Source organism: Microvirga thermotolerans (assembly GCF_009363855.1).
Taxonomy (GTDB): domain Bacteria; phylum Pseudomonadota; class Alphaproteobacteria; order Rhizobiales; family Beijerinckiaceae; genus Microvirga; species Microvirga thermotolerans.
Genome location: NZ_CP045423.1, coordinates 3,371,529 through 3,393,173, shown reverse-complemented (window position 1 = coordinate 3,393,173; position 21,645 = coordinate 3,371,529). Strand labels below are relative to the sequence as shown.

Below are 21,645 nucleotides of genomic sequence, written 5' to 3'. Positions count from 1 at the left end.
GCCAGTTTATGCAACTATAAAATGAGAACTGCGCCTGTGACGCTCCTGCTTCCGCAGGGGAGGGCAGCAGTCAGAAAATTAAATCTCGAAAAGACTTGAAGCCCGTTTTCAATGCCATATGATACAACGTTATATTGTTCCAGCGCCGGGAAGGCGCTGTTTCGTCGACGCTTACAAGGGGTCAGACATGTCGAAGTCGTTCAATCGTACCGGTCGCGGTTCCAATGGTGATGTGCGCAATCGCACCGAGCTCCTGCATGAGAAGGAGATCCCGGGCGACCCCTCCATTCTCCCGGCGAGCCAGGGCAAGGAAGGCACGGTCCTCGACAAGGTCGCGTCGATGAACCGCAATCTTGCTGAGGCGGTGGGGTCGATATTTGCTGCCGACGATCATGTGCCCGGCAACGATGAGCTTTTTGGCCAATTCGCGTTCGACGGGTCTTCCCCTGTGGCTGCCGGGCCGCAGCTCGAATTCGGCTCTGCAGAAGCAGCCGACTTCTTGGCCGAAGAAACCATCTCCATCCAGAAGGGGGGAGGTGAGGCCGGCTCAAGCTTCGCAGCCGCGGATGACGGCTCCTCCGGTATGACCACGAGTGAGACGTCCGCGGCATCCTCCCCCATGTTCGGCCCTCCGCCTCCCGGCGAAGGGGGCGACACCAGGCCGCCGACCAATATCAGGATCAACGGCAGCCTGACGATTGCGGAGAATATGGAAAACGGCACTTCGCTCGGAGAGCTGCTCGCGGACGATCCGAGCGACCCCATCACCTACACGGTCAGCGGAACGGCGTTCGATGTCAGGCGCATCGGCACGACGACCGGGTACGAGCTGATCGTCCGCGACAAGTCCCAGTTCAACTACGAAGCATATTCAAATCACCAGATCTCCGTCGTTGTGACGGCGACTGACGCGTTTAACAACTCTGCGAGCAAGACGCTCACCTTCACCCTGACCGACGTCGCTGAGCCGCCGACCAATCTTGCGCTTTCGGCGACGAGGATCGATGAAAACGCTCCGCCGGCAACCTTCGTCGGAAACCTGACGGCGACTGCCGAAAGCGGCCCGGTGACATGGGGACTTACCGATTCAGTTGGGCAGTCTACGTTCAGGGTCGTCGGGAACGGCACGAGCAATGCCTATCTCGAAGTGATCAATCCCGCTCTTCTCGACTATGAGAACGGCACACACACTATCTCGTTCGAGATGTCGGCCTGGAGCGCCGATGGAGGTGTTACGTATAAGACGTTTACCCTGGCGCTCAATGACAAGGATGAGGCGCCGAGGATTCTCAGTATCAGGGGCTCTTATCTTTTCGATACCGTGAATGAAGGCGCTCGGCCGGGAGAAACAGTAGCCTACATCAGGCTGCAGGATGAACCTGGCGATCTAAGCCGCCTCCAGTACAGCCTTTCGGGTCCCGGAGCTGACTATTTCGAATTGACGTCCACGTCAGGGGTCCCTAACTTGCAGCTGAAGCAGGGTGTCCAGCTCGATATAGCGACAATGGGCCAGTACATCCCGCTGACCTTGACCGTTCGCGATCCCAACAATCCCAGCTTCGTGGACCAGAAAACGGTCCAGCTTGGTCTCTGGAACGCCAACGAGACGCCCCTGATCACTGTCGCGCCGGAGGACGAGGGCACCACTGCGTCGACCGGCGGAGAGGTGGTAAGGCCTTTCAGGGGAGTCACGCTGGCCGACTTGGACGATCTTGACAATCCCAACTCCCCTCAGACTCTGACACTCAAAGTCACCTTCGAGCAAGTGCGTGGACGGTTGACGGATGCGACATCGGTCATCGGCGTGGATGTTAACCCCGACGGAACTGTAACCTATAAGTTCCAAGGGACTGCAAGCGCACTGCAGTCGGTCCTGCGCAATATTGGGTTCGATCCGGCAAACAACGTTCCGGGCATTACGACCTTTACTCTGTCCCTTTCGGATGGGGAATTCGAGGTCGTGAACACCCGGGTTCATGTCAACGCAATCGCCAACTACGTCCCGACGATCTCGATCGATTCCGGCGAAGAGTTTGTCATTCAGTCGGACGATCAGGCTGCCGCGCCAGCCCTCTTCAATATCTGGCTCGACGACGCCGACGACAACGACCTCACTCTGACGGTCTCCTTCCTCAATGCCAACGGTGTCCTGAGCAATGTGGAGGGTGTGGCTGGCGTTTCCGTGGATAACGTGAGCGGGGTCCTGTCCGCCGACGGTCTGACGCGGACCTTCACGTTCCACGGCAAGGCGGCCAACCTTCAGGAACTGCTGGCGCAGCTGAAGTGGAACCAGACGGATGGTGTCCTCAGCAACACCCGCTTCACGCTGACCCTCTCCGACGGTATCGCGACCGCTACGAACGACACGCGCCAGGTGGTGATCAATCAAGCTCCCAAGATCAACATCGTGCCTGGCACTGAGTTGACGCCGGCCGTCGACAATGGCCCTCCCGTGAAGCCCTTCCGGGGCATCGACCTGTGGGACCGCGAGAACGACACGTTGACGGTGAAGATCTCCTTCGCCGACGCCGATGGTGTCCTGGCTGGTGCGACTGGCGCAACCATGGAAATCGCCGGCGGAATTCGAACCTATACGTTCATCGGCAAGCCGAATGCGGTCGAGGCGATCCTGCGGGACATGACGTTCGATCCGCGGAATGGCGTCGCCAACACCACGCAGTTCACCATATCCGTTGAAGACGGCAGGCACATGCCGGTTCTGAACGAGCAGATCAGGGTCGTCACCTCGACTGCCGCCGGCAGCACCAATGCGGCGCCGACAGTCGATATCGACCCTGCGACGATGGTCACGCCGGCCACCGACACCGGCCCGGCGGTCTCGCCTTTCCGTGGCGTGGTCCTGCAGGATGCGGAAAACGACATGCTGACCGTGACGGTCTCGTTCCGAGATCATGACGGCGCTCTGCTGAACTCGCCCGTTCAGGGAACCTACGCCAACAACAACGTAACTTATACGTTCAGAGGCACAGCTGCCGCCGTTCAGGAAATTCTGCATAACCTCCAGTTCAATCCGCGGAACGGCTTCGCCAACACGACGGTCTTCACCCTTACGGTGAAGGACGACACCCATCAGGCCACCGTCAACGACCAGATCATGGTCGTCACCGACATCGCCGGCGGCCCTGGATCCAACCAGGCTCCGGTGCTGGAGATCACTGGCCAGAAAGATTGGGAGGCCACTGACAATGGCCCTCCGGTGACGCCGTTCCTCGGCGTTACGATGTCGGATGCAGAGAACGACGACGTAACCGTTACGCTCTCGTTCCTGAACTCGCATGGCACTCTAGGGAACCTTGACTATTCATCTCAGGTCTATAACGGGACGATGCTCGACGGCGATCTCCGGACCTATTTCTTCTTTGGCAAAGCACAGGATATCCAGAACCTCCTGAGGGGGCTGACCTTCAATCCAACCGACAACGTCGCCAACACGACGAATTTCTCGATCACGATCAAGGACGACCTCCACCAGGTCATCGAGAACCACGAGATCGACGTCATCACCTCTTTCCACGGAGGCGACCTTGGGAATGCTGCACCGACGATCAGAGTCGCCCCGGGCACGGAAACAACCTCTGCAATCGACAACGGCCCCGCGGTCTATCCCTTCCGGGGCGTCGCTCTGGGGGATGCGGAGAACGACTACCTGACGGTGACGGTCTCCTTCCTCGACGGCCGGGGCACGCTCGGAAACGCCGAGTTCGGCACGAGCACGCTGATCGACGGCATTCGCACCTACACTTTCACGGGGCGCTCCGCTTTCGTCGAATCGGTTCTGCACAACCTGACGTTCGATCCCACCAACGATTCGGCGGCCGGGGGCGCGCTCTCCACCGGCTTCACCATTACCGTGAAGGACGATTTCCATCAGGCCGTCGGCAACAGCCAGGTCCAGGTTGTCACGAGCCATGGGACGGGGTCGAATTTCGCGCCGAGCATTTCGGTCCTCGCCGGAACCGACAGGACGGACGCGACGGACACCGGATCCGCCGTTGCGCCGTTCACGGGCGTGCGGCTCCACGATATGGAGAACGATAACCTGACCCTGACGGTCTCGTTCCGGCAGGCCGATGGAGCCCTCATCAACACGGACGCCGCGACCGGAATGTCCGTGACGGGGGAAACGATCACATACAGCTTCTCTGGAACGGCCAGCGCTCTTCAGGCGATCCTGCAGGGACTGAGGTTCAATCCGACGGACGGCGTGGCCAATACCACGATCTTCACCCTCGGACTGCAGGACGCCTATCATGCGCCCGTGACCAACGGCCTGATCAGGGTGGTGACCTCCCTGGCGACCCCGACCACCAACGCGGCTCCCACGGTTACGGTCGCAGCGGCGGATAGGGTTTCGAACATATCCGACATCCAGACCACGAATCCATTCCGTGGAGTCGACCTGTTCGATGCCGAAAACGACGACCTGACGGTGACGGTTTCCTTCCTCGACGCGCGCGGCGCCTTGAGCATCGTGGGCGGCGCGGGCGTGAGCGTGACCGATAACGGCGTGGGTCTCGGCAGTATTCGCAGCTTTACGCTGACCGGCAAGGCCGATGCCATCGAGCAGGTGCTGAAGGCTGCGATCTTCGATCCTTCCGATGGGGCTTCGAGCACGACGAACTTCACGCTCGCCGTGAAGGACGCCGCCCATCAGGCCGTGACCAACCAGGACGTCGTCGTCAATTCGACCGCCGTCGGTGCGCCGAGCGCTCCGACATGGGACAATAACCAGACCACCGTTTCCATTAACGAAAACTCGACGGTCCTTCCCTTCAGGATCACGGCGACCGACCCGAACGGGGATCCGGTCCACTTCACGCTCGTCCCCACGGCAGGTAGCCACAACCACTACTTCATCGTCGATCCCGACGGTCAAATCCGCTTGGCTCCGAATGCCCGCCTCGATCGCGAGACCACTCCCGTTCTCAAGATCTATGTTCGGGCGGCCGATTCCAACGGCTTGGAGAGCCCTGTTCAGGAACTCAGGATCACGCTCAACAATGTCGATGAGGCTCCGAATGCCCCTCTCGTCGAGGATGGGTACATCAACGAGAATACGGTCGGTCTCGCCACGGTCGCCATGGACTCGCAAGATCCGGAGCAGTGGGGCGTCACCTATGAGTGGGCGGACGGCGTCTCGGATGTGCTGAAGACCCTGTTCCATCTCGATCAGGATACGGGTGAGATCTCCGTGGTCTCCGCCCTCAACTATGAGTCGCCCGACCTTCTCAGCGACGGGACCGATCGTTACTACGAACTCGCGGTCGTGGCGCGGGACGGGACCGGCGCTCAGGTGTCGGAGCCGACCGTGTTCAGGGTTCATGTCTCCGACCAGAACGAGGCTCCGACGGCTGCGGCCTACACGCCGAACGCGATGGACGAGCGTGCGCTGGCTGGCACTCTCGTGGCGGCCGCCCCGACCGTGACGGATCCGGACAGCGCGCCGGCGAACCGCGACTTCCGCTTCAAGCTGGTGAACGCGGACGGGACCGACTATACCGGCACGGCCTTCCAGATCGACGCCATGACCGGCGCGATCCGGGTGGGCGCCGGCGGCCTTCCGGATGTGGAGACGTCCACGGTGGTGCCGGTCTACGTGAAGGTCACCGACCAGGGCGGGAACGGCCTGTGGCACATCGAGCAGGTCAACGTCACCGTCAATCCGGCAGGGGCGACCAACCAACTGCCGGTCATCGACGTCCGCCAGGGCGGGTCGACGGAATGGACGACGCCCGACACTGCCCTCGTCTCGCCCTTCCAGGATCTGATCTTCCGGGATGCGGACACGGATCCCGTGACCGGAAACGTCGTTGTGGCGATCGGCTTCGACCCCAGCAACGGTGTTCTGACGAACTTCCTTGGCACCGAGGGAGTGGACTACGCATATGATAGCGAGACCGGCTCTTACTGGGTGCAGGGCAGCCTCGAGTTCGTCAACAATGCCGTTCGGCAGTTGCAGTTCAACCCTTACGATCAGTACGTTGGCTCCCCCACGAGGACGACGGACTTCAGTGTCCTCTTCTCCGACAATATCGACACCGCTCAGCGGACCGTCACCGTTCACGATACGCCCGCCAACGTCGCGCCGACCTTCTCCGTCGCGGAGAACCAGGATCGCTTCCACGTAGAGGACAATGTCGGCACCGTAATGCCCTTCGTCGGCGTGCGACTGGCCGACATCGAGACGGATCGGATCAACATAAGAATCGAGTTCCGCGATGCCAGCGGCTCTCTTGGCAATCTCGGAACCCGGGACGGCGTGACCTTCGGAGGTTCGCAGCTCATCAATGGGACGACCAGATCCGTTCTGCTCGTCGGTACGGCGGCGGATCTCCAGAACTATTTGTCCACCGTGACGTTCGACGCCGCTCAGGACTCGGCCGACAACGGCATGGTCACGACCGGCTTCACCTTCTTTGTGGCTGACGCATATCACCCGGTTGCGACGTATCCCGATGCGGTGACGGTCGTCACCGAGTCCAGCGACAACCAGCGGCCGGTCATCGCCTTTGCCGAGGGCACGAAGGAGACGAACGCCACGGATGACGGGCAGAACGTCTATCCTCTGCGCGGCATCGACCTCGCGGACGCGGAGAACGACGACCTGGTTGTCCTCATCTCCCATCGGGTCGCGAACGGGACGATGAACTTCCCGGCCGGAATTCAGGTCGAGACAAGCTACTCGCCCGGCAACACGGTCGTGACCTACAGGGTCGTCGGCAAGGCGGACGTGGTGGATGCCTTCCTCCGCGGGGCCCAGTTCGATCCGTCCACGAATGCCCTCGGCGACACGACCATCACGATTTCCGTTCAGGATGGAACGCACCTTCCGGTCGTGGACTCGGTCGTGATCCATACGGTCGATGGCGACGGGACGGCCAACACCGCGCCCTCCATCGACATCGTGCCGGGGACGGAGACGACTCCGGCGACGAGCGACGGGCCCGCAGTGTTCCCGTTCCGGGGCGTCGACATCTCGGATGCCGAGAACGACGTGCTCACGCTCACCATCTCGTTCGAGGCGGGCGAGGGCGTTCTGAGCGGGACCGGCCTGCCGGCCACCTCGACGGTGACGAACGGCATCCGGACCTACATCCTGTCCGGAACGGCGGACCAGCTCGACGCGATCCTGCGCGGGCTGTCCTTCAACCCCGCGGACGGTGCGGCGAACACGACGCCGTTCACGCTCTCGGTCCAGGACGCGACGCACGCCCCGGTGACGCGTCAGGTGACGGTGGAGACCACGGCCGGCGGCCAGGGCACCACCAATGCGGCGCCGACGATCGATGTCGCTACGGGAACGACCGAGGCGACCGACAACGGCTCCGCCGTCTATCCCTTCCGCGGCGTCGACATCTCCGACAGCGAGAACGACCAGCTCGTTCTGACCATCCGGTTCAGCGAGGCTGCCGGCCAGCTGTCCGGGTTCGGGTCGCGGCTCATCTCCACCTCGCTGGTGAACGGGATCCGCACCTATATCGTCACGGGCACGGCGGACGAGCTGGACGCGTTCCTGCACGGCCTCTCGTTCGATCCCACGAACGATTTGGCCCTGAACGCGCCAAATGGCGTCGACACGGTCTTCGACATCTCGGTCCAGGACCCGATGCATGCTCCCGTCCCGGCCCAGGTGACGGTGCACACGACCCACGGCGCGGTCCAGGCCAACGCGGCGCCGACCGTCACCTTCCTTGACGGGACCCAGGTGACGCCGGCCACCGACGACGGTCCTGCGGTGGCGCCGTTCCGCGGCATCGATCTGGAGGACAGCGACGACGACGCCTTGACGGTCAAGATCTCCTACGACCGCACGATGGGCGAGCTGACCGGCTACGATCCGGCCCAGGTGCGGGTCAGCACCTCGGGCAGCATCGTCACCCTCACCTTCGTGGGCGCGGCCGGCACGCTGGACGGCCTCCTCCAGAGCCTCAGGTTCGATCCCGCCCATGGGGTTGTAGGGTCGACGGTGTTCACGATCTCGGTCCAGGATGCCGCGCATGCGCCCGTCGTCACCTCGGCGACGGTCAACACGACCCTGGGCGGGGCAGGCGAGACCAACCACGATCCGGCGGCTCCGGCCTGGTCGGATGGGGCGGCCTCGAAGACCATCGCCGAGACGCTTACGGCCGGTTCCGAGGTGGGCACCCTGGTGTCCGCGGATCAGGACCAGGGCGACACGGTGACGATCGGGTTCTGGTACGACAACGCCTTGCACGCGGAGAGCCAGGACAACCGGTTCCGCATCGAGAATGGCGTCATCAAGGTGGTGAACGCCTCGGTCGAGCAGAACAGCGACTTCGCCTATGTGGTGAGGTCGGTGGACAGCCACGGCGCCTGGGCGGAGAGCACCGTCCACGTCGTCGTGACCGATACGGACGGTAACCAGGCTCCGACGAACATTGCGTTCTCGGACTCGACCGTTCTGGAGAACATGGGACGCGGTCTCGTGATCGGCCGGTTCACCGCGACGGACACGGACCCGCTGATCTGGCGACTGACGGACGACGCTGGCGGCCGGGTGGAGATGGGCACGAACGGCGAGCTTCTGGTGAAGAACCAGACGAAGATCGACGACGAGCTTGCACCGACCTTCGACGTGACGGTGGAAGTCTCGGACGACGGCGGCAATCGCTGGGTCTCCTTCACCAAGACCTTGACCGTCTTGAACCTTGAAAGAGAGGTGGTCAGCGGCCTGACGACGGATATCCCGGGAATCGGTATCGACGATTTCCTGCGCGGGGGATCGGGCAACGACAGGCTGAATGGCAGCATCGGCAACGATACCCTGAGCGGGGGGGTGGGCGTCGACACCCTCAATGGCGGAGCCGGAGACGATGCGTTCCGGTTTGATGTGGCGCCCACGGCCGGGAACCGGGATATCATCAGCAACTTCGATCTGAAGACCGCCACAACCGAAGGGGATCGAATCGAACTGCTGGGGACGCGATTTACCGGGATCACCTCAAATCTGGTGGACACGCTTCCAGACGGCCGGAAGATGCTGAAGGCGAGCGCCTTTGTCATTGGGGCGACAGCGGCGGAAACCGTGGCAACGGATGCGAGCCACCGGATTCTCTACAATAAGACCACAGGCGAGATCTGGTATGACTCGGACGGCAACGGCGCCGCAGCCGCTCGGCTCATCGCGACCATCTCTGCTGCCACCAAGCCCATTCTCACTCACGAGTACTTCTACCTGATCTGATGGGGGCACCCTGGTGAGAGGTGGGCCTTTACAGCCCACCTTTCCAATAATATAACATTTCGAGAACAAGCTCTGGTCGCGCTGCGAGCGACGGAACATCCAAGGTCAAAATAACCTTTAGAGGCTCTTATGGCTGTTAATCTGACGCTCAAGGCGCTTACCGGTAACCCCTTTCACAGCTCGGTCGACACCACGGGCAGGGTTGGCTCTATCGACGAGGAGGTGCCTCTCAACACGAGGCTTTTCGAACTGATCGGCTTCGACCCAACCACTCCGCCGCCCTCAGGTTCCTACAAGGTCGTGCCTATTCAGACCTTTGGAGGGATTTTCGACGTCGTGCAGGATCAGGGCAAGTGGTATCTCGTTGCCACCGGACGGCTCGACTTCGAAAACGACGATGTCGGTGACATTTACCCCGGCGTCACCTTCCAGTTCCGGGACTCGAACGACACCAACAATACGGGGCCCGTTTACCAGCAGGTGAACGTCAATATTCAGCTGCAGGATATCCCTGAGGGGGTCAACAACCCGCCGCCGGTTCCGGCGGGAGCGGCGAACGTGAACGAGGGCACGGCGGCGGACCAGACGGTGCTGACGCTGGCGGCGACGGACACGGACGGCCAGACGATCGGCTACACGTTCCAGAACGCGCAGGCGGGCTCGAACGGTCTGATCAGCGCGGACGGCAAGTTCAAGATCGTGGGCAACGTCATCAAGACGAACGGCACGGTGGCGAACGTGACGGCGGACACGGCGCTGACCTATGCGGTGGTGGCCAATGACGGCACGGGGGCGGCGAACGCGACCGCGGTCGGCAACGTGACGATCACGGTCAAGGACGTGAACGTGGCGCCGCCGGTTCCGGCGGGAGCGGCGAACGTGAACGAGGGCACGGCGGGCAACCAGGTGGTGCTGACGCTGGCGGCGACGGACGCGGATGGCCAGACGATCGGCTACACGTTCCAGAACGCGCAGGCGGGCTCGAACGGTCTGATCAGCGCGGACGGCAAGTTCAAGATCGTGGGCAACGTCATCCAGACGAACGGCACGGTGGCGAACGTGACTTCGGACACGGCGCTGACCTATGCGGTGGTGGCCAATGACGGCACGGGGGCGGCGAACGCGACCGCAGTCGGCAACGTGACGATCACGGTCAAGGACGTGAACCAGCCTCCGTCGGCGCCGACGGTGAACGGCGGGACGACGGTGGCGGTCAGCGAGAACGCGGCGTTCTCCGGCACGCTGAGCGCGACGGACGACTCGACGCCGGCGGCGAACCTGACCTACAGCTTCGACACCACGCAGGCGGGCGGCGGCAATGCGAACGGCCTGTTCACGATCGTCGGCAACCAGCTTCAGGTGGCGGCGGGCGCGCTGAATTTCGAAAGCCAGCAGACCTACACGGTCTATGTGCGGGCGAACGACGGCAGCGTGAACGGTCCGACCCAGGCGATCACGGTCACGGTCGGCGACGTCAACGAGGCGCCGACGGACCTGACCTTCACGAACCAGCAGGCGGTCCAGGCGGGCGCCACCGGCGCGAACGCCAACGTGGTGCTGGCGAACTGGGTCGACCCGGACGCGGCCGCGGGCTTCCGCGGCAACAAGTACGCGTTCCTGGTGGGCGGCAACCTCGTCACGACGGACGGCAAGTTCACCATCGACGAGATCACCGGCCAGGTGCGGACGAACGCGGCGATCACGGCGGCGGACGTGGGCAACAAGACCCTGACCGTGGTGGCCTACGACGCGGCCAACAACGCCCTGCGCTACCAGGAGAACCACACCTTCGCCATCGCCGCGGCGGCCAATACGGCGCCGACGAACGTGCGGTGGTCGACGGGCGGCACGGTGGCGGAGAACTCGGGTGCGGACACGACGGTCGGCGTCGTGACGGCGGACGACGACGGCGGCACGGCGGGGCTTCGCTATGCGATCTCCAACAACGCCAACTTCGACATCGACCCGCTGACGGGCCGGATCTTCGTCAAGGCCGGAGCGAGCCTGAACTTCGAAGGCCAGCAGACCTACACGGTGACGGTGGTCGCCACCGACACCAACGGCACGGGCCTGTCCTCGGGGCCGCAGACCCTGACGGTCACGGTCGGCGACGTCAACGAGGCGCCGACGGACCTGACCTTCACGAACCAGCAGGCGGTCCAGGCGGGCGCCACCGGCGCGAATGCCAACGTGGTGCTGGCGAACTGGGTCGACCCGGACACGGCCGCCGGCTTCCGCGGCAACAAGTACGCGTTCCTGGTGGGCGGCAACCTCGTCACGACGGACGGCAAGTTCACCATCGACGAGATCACCGGCCAGGTGCGGACGAACGCGGCGATCACGGCGGCGGACGTGGGCAACAAGACCCTGACCGTGGTGGCCTACGACGCGGCCAACAACGCCCTGCGCTACCAGGAGAACCACACCTTCGCCATCGCCGCGGCGGCCAATACGGCGCCGACGAACGTGCGGTGGTCGACGGGCGGCACGGTGGCGGAGAACTCGGGTGCGGACACGACGGTCGGCGTCGTGACGGCGGACGACGACGGCGGCACGGCGGGGCTTCGCTATGCGATCTCCAACAACGCCAACTTCGACATCGACCCGCTGACGGGCCGGATCTTCGTCAAGGCCGGAGCGAGCCTGAACTTCGAAGGCCAGCAGACCTACACGGTGACGGTGGTCGCCACCGACACCAACGGCACGGGCCTGTCCTCGGGGCCGCAGACCCTGACGGTCACGGTCGGCGACGTCAACGAGGCGCCGACGGACCTGACCTTCACGAACCAGCAGGCGGTCCAGGCGGGCGCCACCGGCGCGAATGCCAACGTGGTGCTGGCGAACTGGGTCGACCCGGACACGGCCGCCGGCTTCCGCGGCAACAAGTACGCGTTCCTGGTGGGCGGCAACCTCGTCACGACGGACGGCAAGTTCACCATCGACGAGATCACCGGCCAGGTGCGGACGAACGCGGCGATCACGGCGGCGGACGTGGGCAACAAGACCCTGACCGTGGTGGCCTACGACGCGGCCAACAACGCCCTGCGCTACCAGGAGAACCACACCTTCGCCATCGCCGCGGCGGCCAATACGGCGCCGACGAACGTGCGGTGGTCGACGGGCGGCACGGTGGCGGAGAACTCGGGTGCGGACACGACGGTCGGCGTCGTGACGGCGGACGACGACGGCGGCACGGCGGGGCTTCGCTATGCGATCTCCAACAACGCCAACTTCGACATCGACCCGCTGACGGGCCGGATCTTCGTCAAGGCCGGAGCGAGCCTGAACTTCGAAGGCCAGCAGACCTACACGGTGACGGTGGTCGCCACCGACACCAACGGCACGGGCCTGTCCTCGGGGCCGCAGACCCTGACGGTCACGGTCGGCGACGTCAACGAGGCGCCGACGGACCTGACCTTCACGAACCAGCAGGCGGTCCAGGCGGGCGCCACCGGCGCGAATGCCAACGTGGTGCTGGCGAACTGGGTCGACCCGGACACCGCCGCCGGCTTCCGCGGCAACAAGTACGCGTTCCTGGTGGGCGGCAACCTCGTCACGACGGACGGCAAGTTCACCATCGACGAGATCACCGGCCAGGTGCGGACGAACGCGGCGATCACGGCGGCGGACGTGGGCAACAAGACCCTGACCGTGGTGGCCTACGACGCGGCCAACAACGCCCTGCGCTATCAGGAGAACCACACCTTCGCCATCGCCGCGGAGCCGGCTCTCTCCATCGCCGATGTCTCGGTCCTGGAGGGCAATGGCGGAACGGGCTCGCCGACCCTGATCACCTTTACCGTGACCCGGTCGGGCGATGCCTCCGGGGAGGCGCACGTCGATTGGGCTCTCAGCCACATCACGACCGATGGCGGGGACTTCGTGTTCGACGCCAATCATCCTGCCAACGGAAGCCTCCACTTCGCAGCCAACGAGGTCACGAAGCAGATCGTGATCCAGGTCGCGGGCGACACGAACTTCGAACAGCATGAAACGTTCCGGATTACGCTGTCGAACGCAACCGGGGCGGCCATCGCGACCGCTACGGCCACGGGTACGATCCAGAACGACGACACCAACCCGGGGAACGATCTGCCGACCATAACGGTGGCCAACAATGGGCAGACGGAGTTCGTGGCGACGAACCAGGGTCCGGTCGATGCCTTCGACAGCCTGGTGGTGGACGATCCGGAGAACGATCAGCTTACGTTGACGATCCGCTTCAAGTCTGAGGACGGCCAGCTGATCGCTGTGGGCGGAAGCAGCATCACCATTCCGGCGCCTGGCACCTCAGGGCAGGACAAGGTCTATCAGTGGACTAATCTGACGGAGCAGGAGGTCAACAACATCCTGCACGACCTGCAGTTCGATCCGACGGATCGAGCGGCTGGCGGTGCGCCGGTGACGACTCAGTTCAGCGTCAGCGTCGCGGATGAGTCCCACCCGTCGACCCCGGTGGTGAACACGGCCGTGAAGGTCACCTCGACACCGCCGGCTGCGCCTCCGCAGAACCATGCTCCGACGGACATCCAGCTGTCGGGCACCGTCGCGGCGGAATATGCGGCGGCCGGAACGGTCGTGGGGACGCTCAGCGCCACCGATGACGGGATCGGCGGATCTGCGCTGACCTATGCCCTGTCCGCTCCGGACGATCGGTTCGAGATCGTCGGCAATCAGCTGCGGGTGAAGAACGGCTTCCTGCTCGACTACGAGCAGAACAAGAGCCACAACGTCTCCGTCAGGGTGACGGACGTCGCCGGCGCGAGCTACACCAAGGCGTTCGCGATCAACGTCGCCGATGTGAACCCCGAGTTCACGACAGGCACGCTCGGCAACGACGTGTTCTACGGCGGCGCGCTCGCGGACAGGCTGTCCGGCAATCTCGGGGCGGATCGTCTCTTCGGCGGCGCCGGCAACGACATGCTCAAGGGCGATCGCGGCAACGACGTCCTGTCGGGCGGGGCCGGAAGGGACACGCTCTACGGAGGCAAGTACACGAAGGGCGACCTCAACAAGGACGCCTTCCTGTTCGACTTCAAGGTGACGAAGCGCGACTACAAGAAGCATGTCGACACCGTGAAGGACTTCCAGGCGAAGTACGACTCCCTCTACTTCGACGATGCGGCCTTCACCAATAAGGTGATCGCCAAGTACATGAAGAGCAAAGGCGCGTCGCTGAACAAGCCGATCAAGATGAAGAGCGGCTGGCTGTCGACGAGCGGGGGGCCGAAGGACAAGGACGACTACTTCAGCATCAAGAAGGTCAACTCCAAGACCTACAAGCTCTACTTCGATGCCGACGGCATCGGCACGAAGGAGAAGACCCTGGAGATCGCCACCATCACCTTCGACCCGAACAAGAAGACCGGCGGCGATATCACCTACAAGGACTTCTTCTTCGTCTAACGCCTCTTCAGGAGAGCCGGGAACCGGTTGGGCGGACGCGGTCCTCCGAGTCCGCCTGAAAGACAGGCAACAAACAGAGGAACCCCTGGACGGCTTGCGATCTCAAGCACCCGCAAGCCGCTCCAAGTCTCCCTCTTCGCTCCAAGTCTCCTTATCCTTGGGAGAACCCCGGCCCCGGCAGAAGCTGCCGGGGCCTTTTCTTTAAGCGCCGGCTCGTGCCATTGCAGGCGGTCCGAACCATGTGGTGAGCGCCTCGGCAGGGCCCCGCCCGGTTCGGTCTCCCACCCAGGCCACCCAGGCCACATAGCCGTCGGGCCGGATCAGCACGGCACCAGGCGCGCTGACCGCGCCGAGGACCGGAAGCTCCCATATGCCGTCGTATCTGGCGTCGATCTGCCGGACCCGGTCCCTCCACGGCGCGATGTCGAGGTCGCCGGGATCGCCGAAATTGAGCAGCACGGGCCGTGCATCGTGCAGGAAGGTGAAGACCCGCAGCGGGCCGTCGGCCGTGACCACCTCGAGATCAGGCATGCGACGCCCGAGCAGCGGGTGTCCCTCTCCGAGATCGTATCGAATGTCGAGACCCGACATCATGCCGGCAATATGCCTGCGCGGCTCGTCCATGCCGAGGAACTCGGCAATGACGTCGACCAGGGCCTTCGTGCGGTCGTCCGCGCGGCGCAGGAGCGCCACCTGCGCCATCGTGGTGCGCAGCACCCGGGCAGCCACCGGGTGCCGCTCGGCGTGATAGGTATCCAGGAGGCTCTCCGGGGCCCTCCGCTCGACCACCTGGGCCAGCTTCCAGCCCAGGTTCACCGCATCCTGCATGCCGAGGTTGAGCCCCTGTCCGCCGGTGGGATAATGCACGTGCGCGGCGTCGCCGGCGAGCAGCACCCGCCCTTTGCGGTAGGCCGCCGCCTGCCGGGCCGTATCGGTGAATCGGGAGATCCACGTGGGGCGGCGGATCCCGAAGTCCGTCCCGTAGACGGCAACGAGCGCCTCGCTGAGGTCGCGCAGGGTGGGCTCGCCGGTGGATCCAAGGCCCCTTTCGGTCACCAGCACCCGCACGCGCTTCCCGTCCTCCAGCCTGCTCAGCCCATGGATGCCGAGAGCATCGTGGCGGATGCCCCATTCCGGCTCCTCCGCCACCTCGACCTCGGCGATCAGGTTGCTGATCGTCGGATCCCAGCCGGGAAACGCGATGCCGGCCGCCTTACGGATCGCACTGCGCCCGCCGTCGCACCCGACGAGATAATCCGCCCGCACGGATTGGCCGCCGGACAGCTCCACCTCGACGCCGTCGTCGTCCTGCACGAAGCCCGTTGCCTCCCGGCCGCGATAGACCGGAACCCCCAGCTCCGCGACCCAGCCTGCGAGGATGCGCTCGATATGGTTCTGCCACAGGGCGAGCCCGTAATTGTGCCGGGTCGGGAAGTCGCTCATGTCCAGGGATAGGGAGGCAAACCGCACGACCTGGGCCGTCTGCCCCTCCGACAGGAACCGGTCGGCGATTCCGCGCTGGTCGAGGATCTCGATGGTGCGGGAGTGCAGCCCGCCGGCGCGGGAGCCGGCGAGTTCCTGGGTCGGGCGCCGCTCGACGATCGCGACGTCGATCCCCGCCAAGGCCAGCTCGCCTGCCAGCATCAGCCCCGTCGGGCCGCTCCCGACGATCGCCACCGCATGTCTCGTCATTGCGGCGCTCCGCAGTTCGGCAGCGGCGGCTCGAGGCCCTCGCGCGGCGCTCCGCAGGCTGGAAATGGCACATGCATCGTCCTGGCTCCCTCGGCATCCTCCGGCATCGGCGGCCAGTCTTACGGCAGGGGCCGGGCCTTGAAGCAAGCCGGTTGGGCGCCCTATCTATGAGATGAGACGGCAGGGCATTCGTCTTCCCCGCCGCCGACGGCGCCGGCGGATCTCCCTTCGAAATGCAGCTTGTCCCGGACGCCGCGGGTCGTCTCTGTAGGGGATGCCCTAGAAAATAATCCTGTATTGCAAGGCAGGGCGTGGCCGGTCTCGAACCTGGCACGACTCGAGCGCCGAGTGCTGCAACCGCAGCGCTCTCATGGACGATGGGGCATCCTCAGGAAAAGCGGGACCGGCTTCGCTGACGGAGCCTCGGTTTCAGGTCGAGGGGGCGGAGCGCTCCCCAGGGCAGGGGGTCGGCAGGAATGGGCCCGTTTCTTCAGGGTCAGATAATGGCGGAGGGAGCGGGATTCGAACCCGCGATACGGTTGCCCGTATACACACTTTCCAGGCGTGCGCCTTCAACCACTCGGCCACCCCTCCGTTCGGCCCTCGGGCCTTCCCGGCCGCCTCGGAAAACCCCGCGGGACGGCCGGCGAACTCCGCATTCGGCGGAGGGCGTTCGTGTAGCGCCAAATGAATGCAAAAGGCAAGATCCAAGTTTCATCGAAAGGCAGGCGACACTTTGCCTTCTTGATGAAACGCCCTAAAATGACCCCTCTATTCGGAGAGGGCCCTTTGCTGAAATTCCTGGCGCGCATGCTCGGCTTGCTGTTGGTTGCCGCAGGCTTCGTCGGCCTCGTGATCGACGGCACGCGATCGATGGTCAACAACGTTATATCGCTTACCAGCGTCGACAGCCTCATCGGCCTTGTCGTTCCGGGCGGGGTTCCGGGGCTCCAGACGCGGGTCGCAGCCCGCTTCTCTCCCTGGCTGTGGGATTCCCTCATCGTTCCCCTCCTGCAGCTGCCGGCCTCCGTCACGGCCTTTCTCGTCGGAGCCTTCCTGCTCTGGCTCGGCCAGAGGTCCATGGAACCCATCGGCTATCTCGCCGGCCGCTGAACGGCCCAGGCTCCTCACGGGACAGTGACGGAAGCCGGGCTCGCGCCGGCGCGGAGCGTCACTACATGAAGGCAAACGAGGAGCCCGCCATGTTCGGATTGCGTAAGCGCCTGGATCTGCCCACGCCGTCGGAGGCCCTTCCCGGACGCCCGACGCCGCTCGAGACGGCCGAGACCCATTTCGTGAACGGCCGCCCCCTCGCGCCGCCCTATCCGGAGGGCTTCGCGAAGGCGATGTTCGGCCTCGGCTGCTTCTGGGGCGCCGAGCGCAAGTTCTGGCAGCTGGGCGACGGGATCTGGATCACGGCCGCGGGCTATTCCGCCGGCCTCACGCCGAACCCGACCTATGAAGAGGTCTGCACCGGGCTGACCGGGCACAACGAGGTGGTCCTCGTGGTCTTCGACCCCCGGAAGATCGCATACGAGACCCTTCTGAAGACGTTCTGGGAGAACCACGACCCGACCCAGGGCATGCGCCAGGGCAACGACGTCGGCACGCAGTACCGGTCGGGGATCTATGTCTTCGACGACAGCCAGCGGCGCGCCGCCGAGGCCTCGCGCGAGGCCTACGGAAAGGCGCTCGCCGCGCGGGGATACGGCCCCGTCACCACCGAGATTCTCGATGCCGGGCCGTTCTATTTCGCCGAGGACTACCATCAGCAGTATCTGGCGAAGAACCCGAACGGGTATTGCGGGCTCGGCGGGACGGGGGTCTCCTGTCCAATCGGCACCGGCGTCGCCGCCGAGTGACCCGACGAGGGGATCTTGCGCGTCTTCCGGGGCCGTGGCATCCACCCGGCGTCCTCAGGAGCCGGGTGATGATCGAGCGAATTCTTGAACGCTTTCTCTTCGGGAGCCGCTGGCTGCTCGCGCCGTTCTATGTCGGGCTGGTGATCGCGCTGGCCCTGCTCCTCATGAAGGCGATGCAGGAGCTCTTCCACTTCGTCACCCACGCGTTCTCGGCCAGGGAATCGGACGTCATCCTCGGCGTGCTGACCCTCGTCGACCTCACCCTCACCGGGTCGCTCATCGTCATCGTGATCTTCTCCGGCTACGAGAACTTCGTGTCCAAGATCGACGCGGCGGACCACAAGGACTGGCCGGAGTGGATGGGAAAGATCGACTTCACCGGCCTGAAGCTCAAGCTTCTGTCCTCCATCGTCGCCATCTCCGCGATCCAGGTGCTGAAGGCGTTCATGAACGTGGAGAACGTCAGCGACCGCAACCTCACCTGGCTGGTCATCATCCATCTGGTGTTCGTCGGCTCGGGAGTGGTCCTTGCCCTAACCGACAGGATCGCCGAAGGCGGACACAAGGCCGCCAAGCCGCCCGCAGCGCGCGGCCACTGACTTCATTCCCGACAGGCGAGGCGGGAGAGCCCGCAGCAGCGGCGGCGCCTCACGGCGCCGCGAGGACGCGGCGGCATTCGGCAGGGAGTTGCGCCATCGTCAGGGGCGGGCGCGGCTTGCCCGGCTTGGGGTGAAGCATCTCCGGCGTGAACCAGTAGGCGAGCTCCGCGCCGCAGCCGTCGCCCTGCGGCGGCGGGTCCTGGTCCTCGCAGGCGGCCTCCCCGCCGGGGCAGGCGAGGCGGACGTGGAAATGGTAGTTGTGGCCGAACATCGGCCTGACCTTCCGCAGCCAGCCGCGATCCTCTCCCGCCTCGCGGCAGAGCGCCTTCTTGATGGCCGGGTTCACGAAGATGCGCGCGACCTCCCTGTCCGTCGCCGCGGCGCGGATCAGGGCCGTGTGGCGCGAGGTCCAGACGTCGGGATCGACATCGAGCCCGTCCGGTCTCACCACGTTGGTGGCGGACATCTCCTCGCGCTCCGCGCGGCTCAGGCGGCGCGACGGCATCGGCGTCAGCCAGATATCCGCGTCGAGCCCGATCTGGTGGGAGGCATGGCCGGTGATCATGGGGCCGCCGCGGGGCTGCGCCATGTCGCCGAGCAGAAGACCTGGCCACCCGGCGGCCCGGGGAGCCTTCTCCGCGAGTCTGCGCAGGAAGGCCACCAGGTTCGGGTGTCCCCAGTTCCGGTTGCGGGACAGGCGCATCACCTGCCAGGTCTCGCCGTCGGCCGGGATCGCGACGGCGCCCGCGACGCAGCCCTTGGCATAGCCGCCGATGGCGCGCGGCGGCAGGTCGGCCGGCGTGTCGCGGCGGCCGAACAACTCCTTCGCGGGCGTCGAGGGATCGTCGGGACGGGCGAGGGGCGGCAGGGGCTTTGGATCGAGGGTTCCCCTGTCCTGCGCCGCGGCGGCGCAGGACAGGGTCAGGAGCAGGGTCGAGGCGAGAATCCGAATCGCGTTCATGGGAGGAGGCTAGCGCATCGGCTTGAAATGTGATCCTGCCTTTCTGCCGGCGCGCCGGTCTCGGGCGGAGCCGTGCCCGAGAGCGTCTCCTCTCAGTGCCGCGGCTGCGGACGCCCGCCGGCTTCGGCCCGCCAAGATGCATGGCCCGGACCGGCGGTCCGTTCCCCGTGGCCGTTGCCCAGGCGGCGCGAGACGGCGCGATAGGGGGGCATCGGGCGGTGGCGGCGCGGACGCCGCATCGATCCGCCGAGGGGCAGCAGCAGCGCGGCCATGGCGGCGCCGAGGCCCGCGAGAACCGCCGTCGTGACGACGGGGTGCATCTGCGCCTCGAGGAGCAGGCTCGTCTTGCGGGGCTCCCCCGGCAGCGAGGAATAGACGTCGCCGTCCTGCCGGGCACGGTAGAGGTTGTCCCTCATCTCGGGACGTTCGCGGTGGTGGGTGGTCTGAGCGGCATAGCCGGTCCATTCCATGGCCCGGTCGACCATGCGCGGGGCGATCTTGCCCATGGCTCCGATGGCCCACCCGCCGAAGCCGATGGTCAATTCCCGCCGCTTGTTCTCGGCGGCGAAGGCGATGGCCTTCGCGACGAGGTGCGGGTCGTAGGCCGGCGGAGGCACGGCGGTTTCCGCGTCGAGGTAGTTGCGTGCGTGCTCCACGTAGGGCGTGTCGATGGACGAGGGCTTGATGAGCGTGACCCAGACCGGCGCTCCCTCGTGCTCCAGCTCCATGCGCAGCCCGTCCGTGAATCCCTTCACCGCGTGCTTGGAGGCGGAATACTGCGTCTGGAGCATCATGGCGCGCTCGGAGAGCACGCTTCCGACATTGATGATGGTGCCGCCGCGCTCGCGCAGATGGCGGGCGGCGATCATGGAGCCGTAGACGACGCCCCAGTAGTTCACCTCGAAGAGCTGGCGCTGGTCCTGCATCGGGATCCGGTCGAGGGTCCCATAGACGGCGACGGCGGCATCGTTGATCCAGGTATCGAAGCCGCCGAAGGTGTCGAGCGCCACGCGGGCCACATGCTCCAGATCCTCGCGCCGGCTCACGTCGGCAGGGACGGCGACGGCCCGCGTCCTGCGCCCGTCGAGTTCCTCGGCGACCCGGCGCAGGGCGTCCTCGTTCCGCGCGACCAGGACGAGGCCCCTGACGCCACGGTCGGCAAGGAGCCGGGCGGTGGCGAGCCCGATCCCGCTCGACGCGCCGGTGATGACGACGACCTGCTCCTCGACCGGTTTCTGCTGAAAGCCCATCTTCCGCTCCTTCGTTCCTGCCGTCTCCGTGAGGGCCGGGGTCAACGTGAGGGCAAATGGGGGGTTCCGTCCCGCCAGGGCGGCTCACGGACCTTTCCGCCGCGGCCGCGGGCCGGAACGGCTTCTCCGCCCGAGCGTTGCCATGGCACCGAAGGATCATGGGAGACGACGATGCAGACGACGGCACACAGCGGCGATGTCCGCGAAACCCACAGCCTGATCGCCAGCGACAAGGTCGAGGGTACGCCGGTCCGGCGGAGCGACGGCGAGAAGATCGGGACGATCGAGCGCGTGATGATCGACAAGCGCTCCGGGAAGGTCGCCTACGCGGTGATGAGCTTCGGGGGCTTCATGGGGCTCGGCGAGGAGTACTACACGCTTCCCTGGGGCGTCCTGAAGTACAACACGGAGCTGGACGCCTACGAGCTGAACCTGACGGAGGACCAGCTGCGCGGAGCGCCGCGCCGCACCGCGGAGGGCCACGACGCCTCCTACGACCGTGAGTGGGAGGAGCATGTCCACCGTTACTACAACGCCACCCCCTACTGGGGCGAGAGCGACCCCTTGAGCACCGGCCGCTGACGGGCGGGCCCGGGCGCGGTCCCGAAACGACAATCGCCCGGCTTTCGCCGGGCGATTTTCTGTCCGG

The 21,645-nt window shown here is 65.0% G+C and carries 9 protein-coding genes and 1 tRNA gene; 6 read left to right on the top strand and 4 right to left on the bottom strand.

Annotated elements, in window-relative coordinates; all coding sequences use genetic code 11:
* Window positions 1-187: 187 nt before the first annotated feature.
* Window positions 188-9,226 carry a cadherin domain-containing protein gene (locus GDR74_RS16115; protein WP_194164560.1) on the top strand — a complete coding sequence of 3,013 codons (9,039 nt, stop codon included), beginning with the start codon at window positions 188-190 and terminating at the stop codon, window positions 9,224-9,226.
* 129 nt (window positions 9,227-9,355) lie between these two features.
* Window positions 9,356-14,632, top strand: a complete 5,277-nt coding sequence (locus GDR74_RS16110) for a cadherin domain-containing protein (RefSeq protein WP_152587248.1) — start codon at window positions 9,356-9,358, stop codon at window positions 14,630-14,632.
* Window positions 14,633-14,833: 201 nt separating this feature from the next.
* Here the strand turns inward: GDR74_RS16110 and GDR74_RS16105 are convergent, their stop codons facing one another.
* Window positions 14,834-16,324, bottom strand: coding sequence for an FAD-dependent monooxygenase (locus GDR74_RS16105; protein WP_152587247.1), 1,491 nt, complete (start codon window positions 16,322-16,324; stop codon window positions 14,834-14,836).
* 504 nt (window positions 16,325-16,828) lie between these two features.
* Window positions 16,829-16,918, bottom strand: a tRNA-Ser gene (locus GDR74_RS16100).
* A 195-nt stretch (window positions 16,919-17,113) separates the two neighbouring features.
* Here GDR74_RS16100 and GDR74_RS16095 point away from each other — a divergent pair.
* From GDR74_RS16095 to GDR74_RS16085, 3 genes are all read left to right on the top strand, one after another.
* On the top strand, window positions 17,114-17,437 hold the full coding sequence (locus GDR74_RS16095) for a PetM family of cytochrome b6f complex subunit 7 (RefSeq protein WP_152587246.1): 324 nt from the start codon (window positions 17,114-17,116) through the stop codon (window positions 17,435-17,437).
* A gap of 89 nt (window positions 17,438-17,526) precedes the next feature.
* The gene (gene msrA, locus GDR74_RS16090) at window positions 17,527-18,186 is read left to right on the top strand and encodes a peptide-methionine (S)-S-oxide reductase MsrA (RefSeq protein ID WP_152587245.1); all 660 of its coding nucleotides are present in this window, start codon (window positions 17,527-17,529) and stop codon (window positions 18,184-18,186) included.
* Window positions 18,187-18,254: 68 nt separating this feature from the next.
* Entirely contained in the window at window positions 18,255-18,785 is a 531-nt protein-coding gene (locus GDR74_RS16085) for a TIGR00645 family protein (protein ID WP_152587244.1), read from the top strand.
* Between the two features lie 49 nt (window positions 18,786-18,834).
* On the opposite strand, the gene mepA is transcribed toward GDR74_RS16085, so the two are convergent.
* Window positions 18,835-19,746, bottom strand: a complete 912-nt coding sequence (gene mepA / locus GDR74_RS16080) for a penicillin-insensitive murein endopeptidase (RefSeq protein WP_152587243.1) — start codon at window positions 19,744-19,746, stop codon at window positions 18,835-18,837.
* Between the two features lie 92 nt (window positions 19,747-19,838).
* The gene (locus tag GDR74_RS16075) at window positions 19,839-20,996 is read right to left on the bottom strand and encodes an SDR family oxidoreductase (RefSeq protein ID WP_152587242.1); all 1,158 of its coding nucleotides are present in this window, start codon (window positions 20,994-20,996) and stop codon (window positions 19,839-19,841) included.
* Window positions 20,997-21,167: 171 nt separating this feature from the next.
* Between GDR74_RS16075 and GDR74_RS16070 the strand changes: the two genes are divergently transcribed.
* The gene (locus tag GDR74_RS16070; RefSeq protein WP_152587241.1) at window positions 21,168-21,578 is read left to right on the top strand and encodes a PRC-barrel domain-containing protein; all 411 of its coding nucleotides are present in this window, start codon (window positions 21,168-21,170) and stop codon (window positions 21,576-21,578) included.
* The last annotated feature ends 67 nt before the right edge of the window (window positions 21,579-21,645 follow it).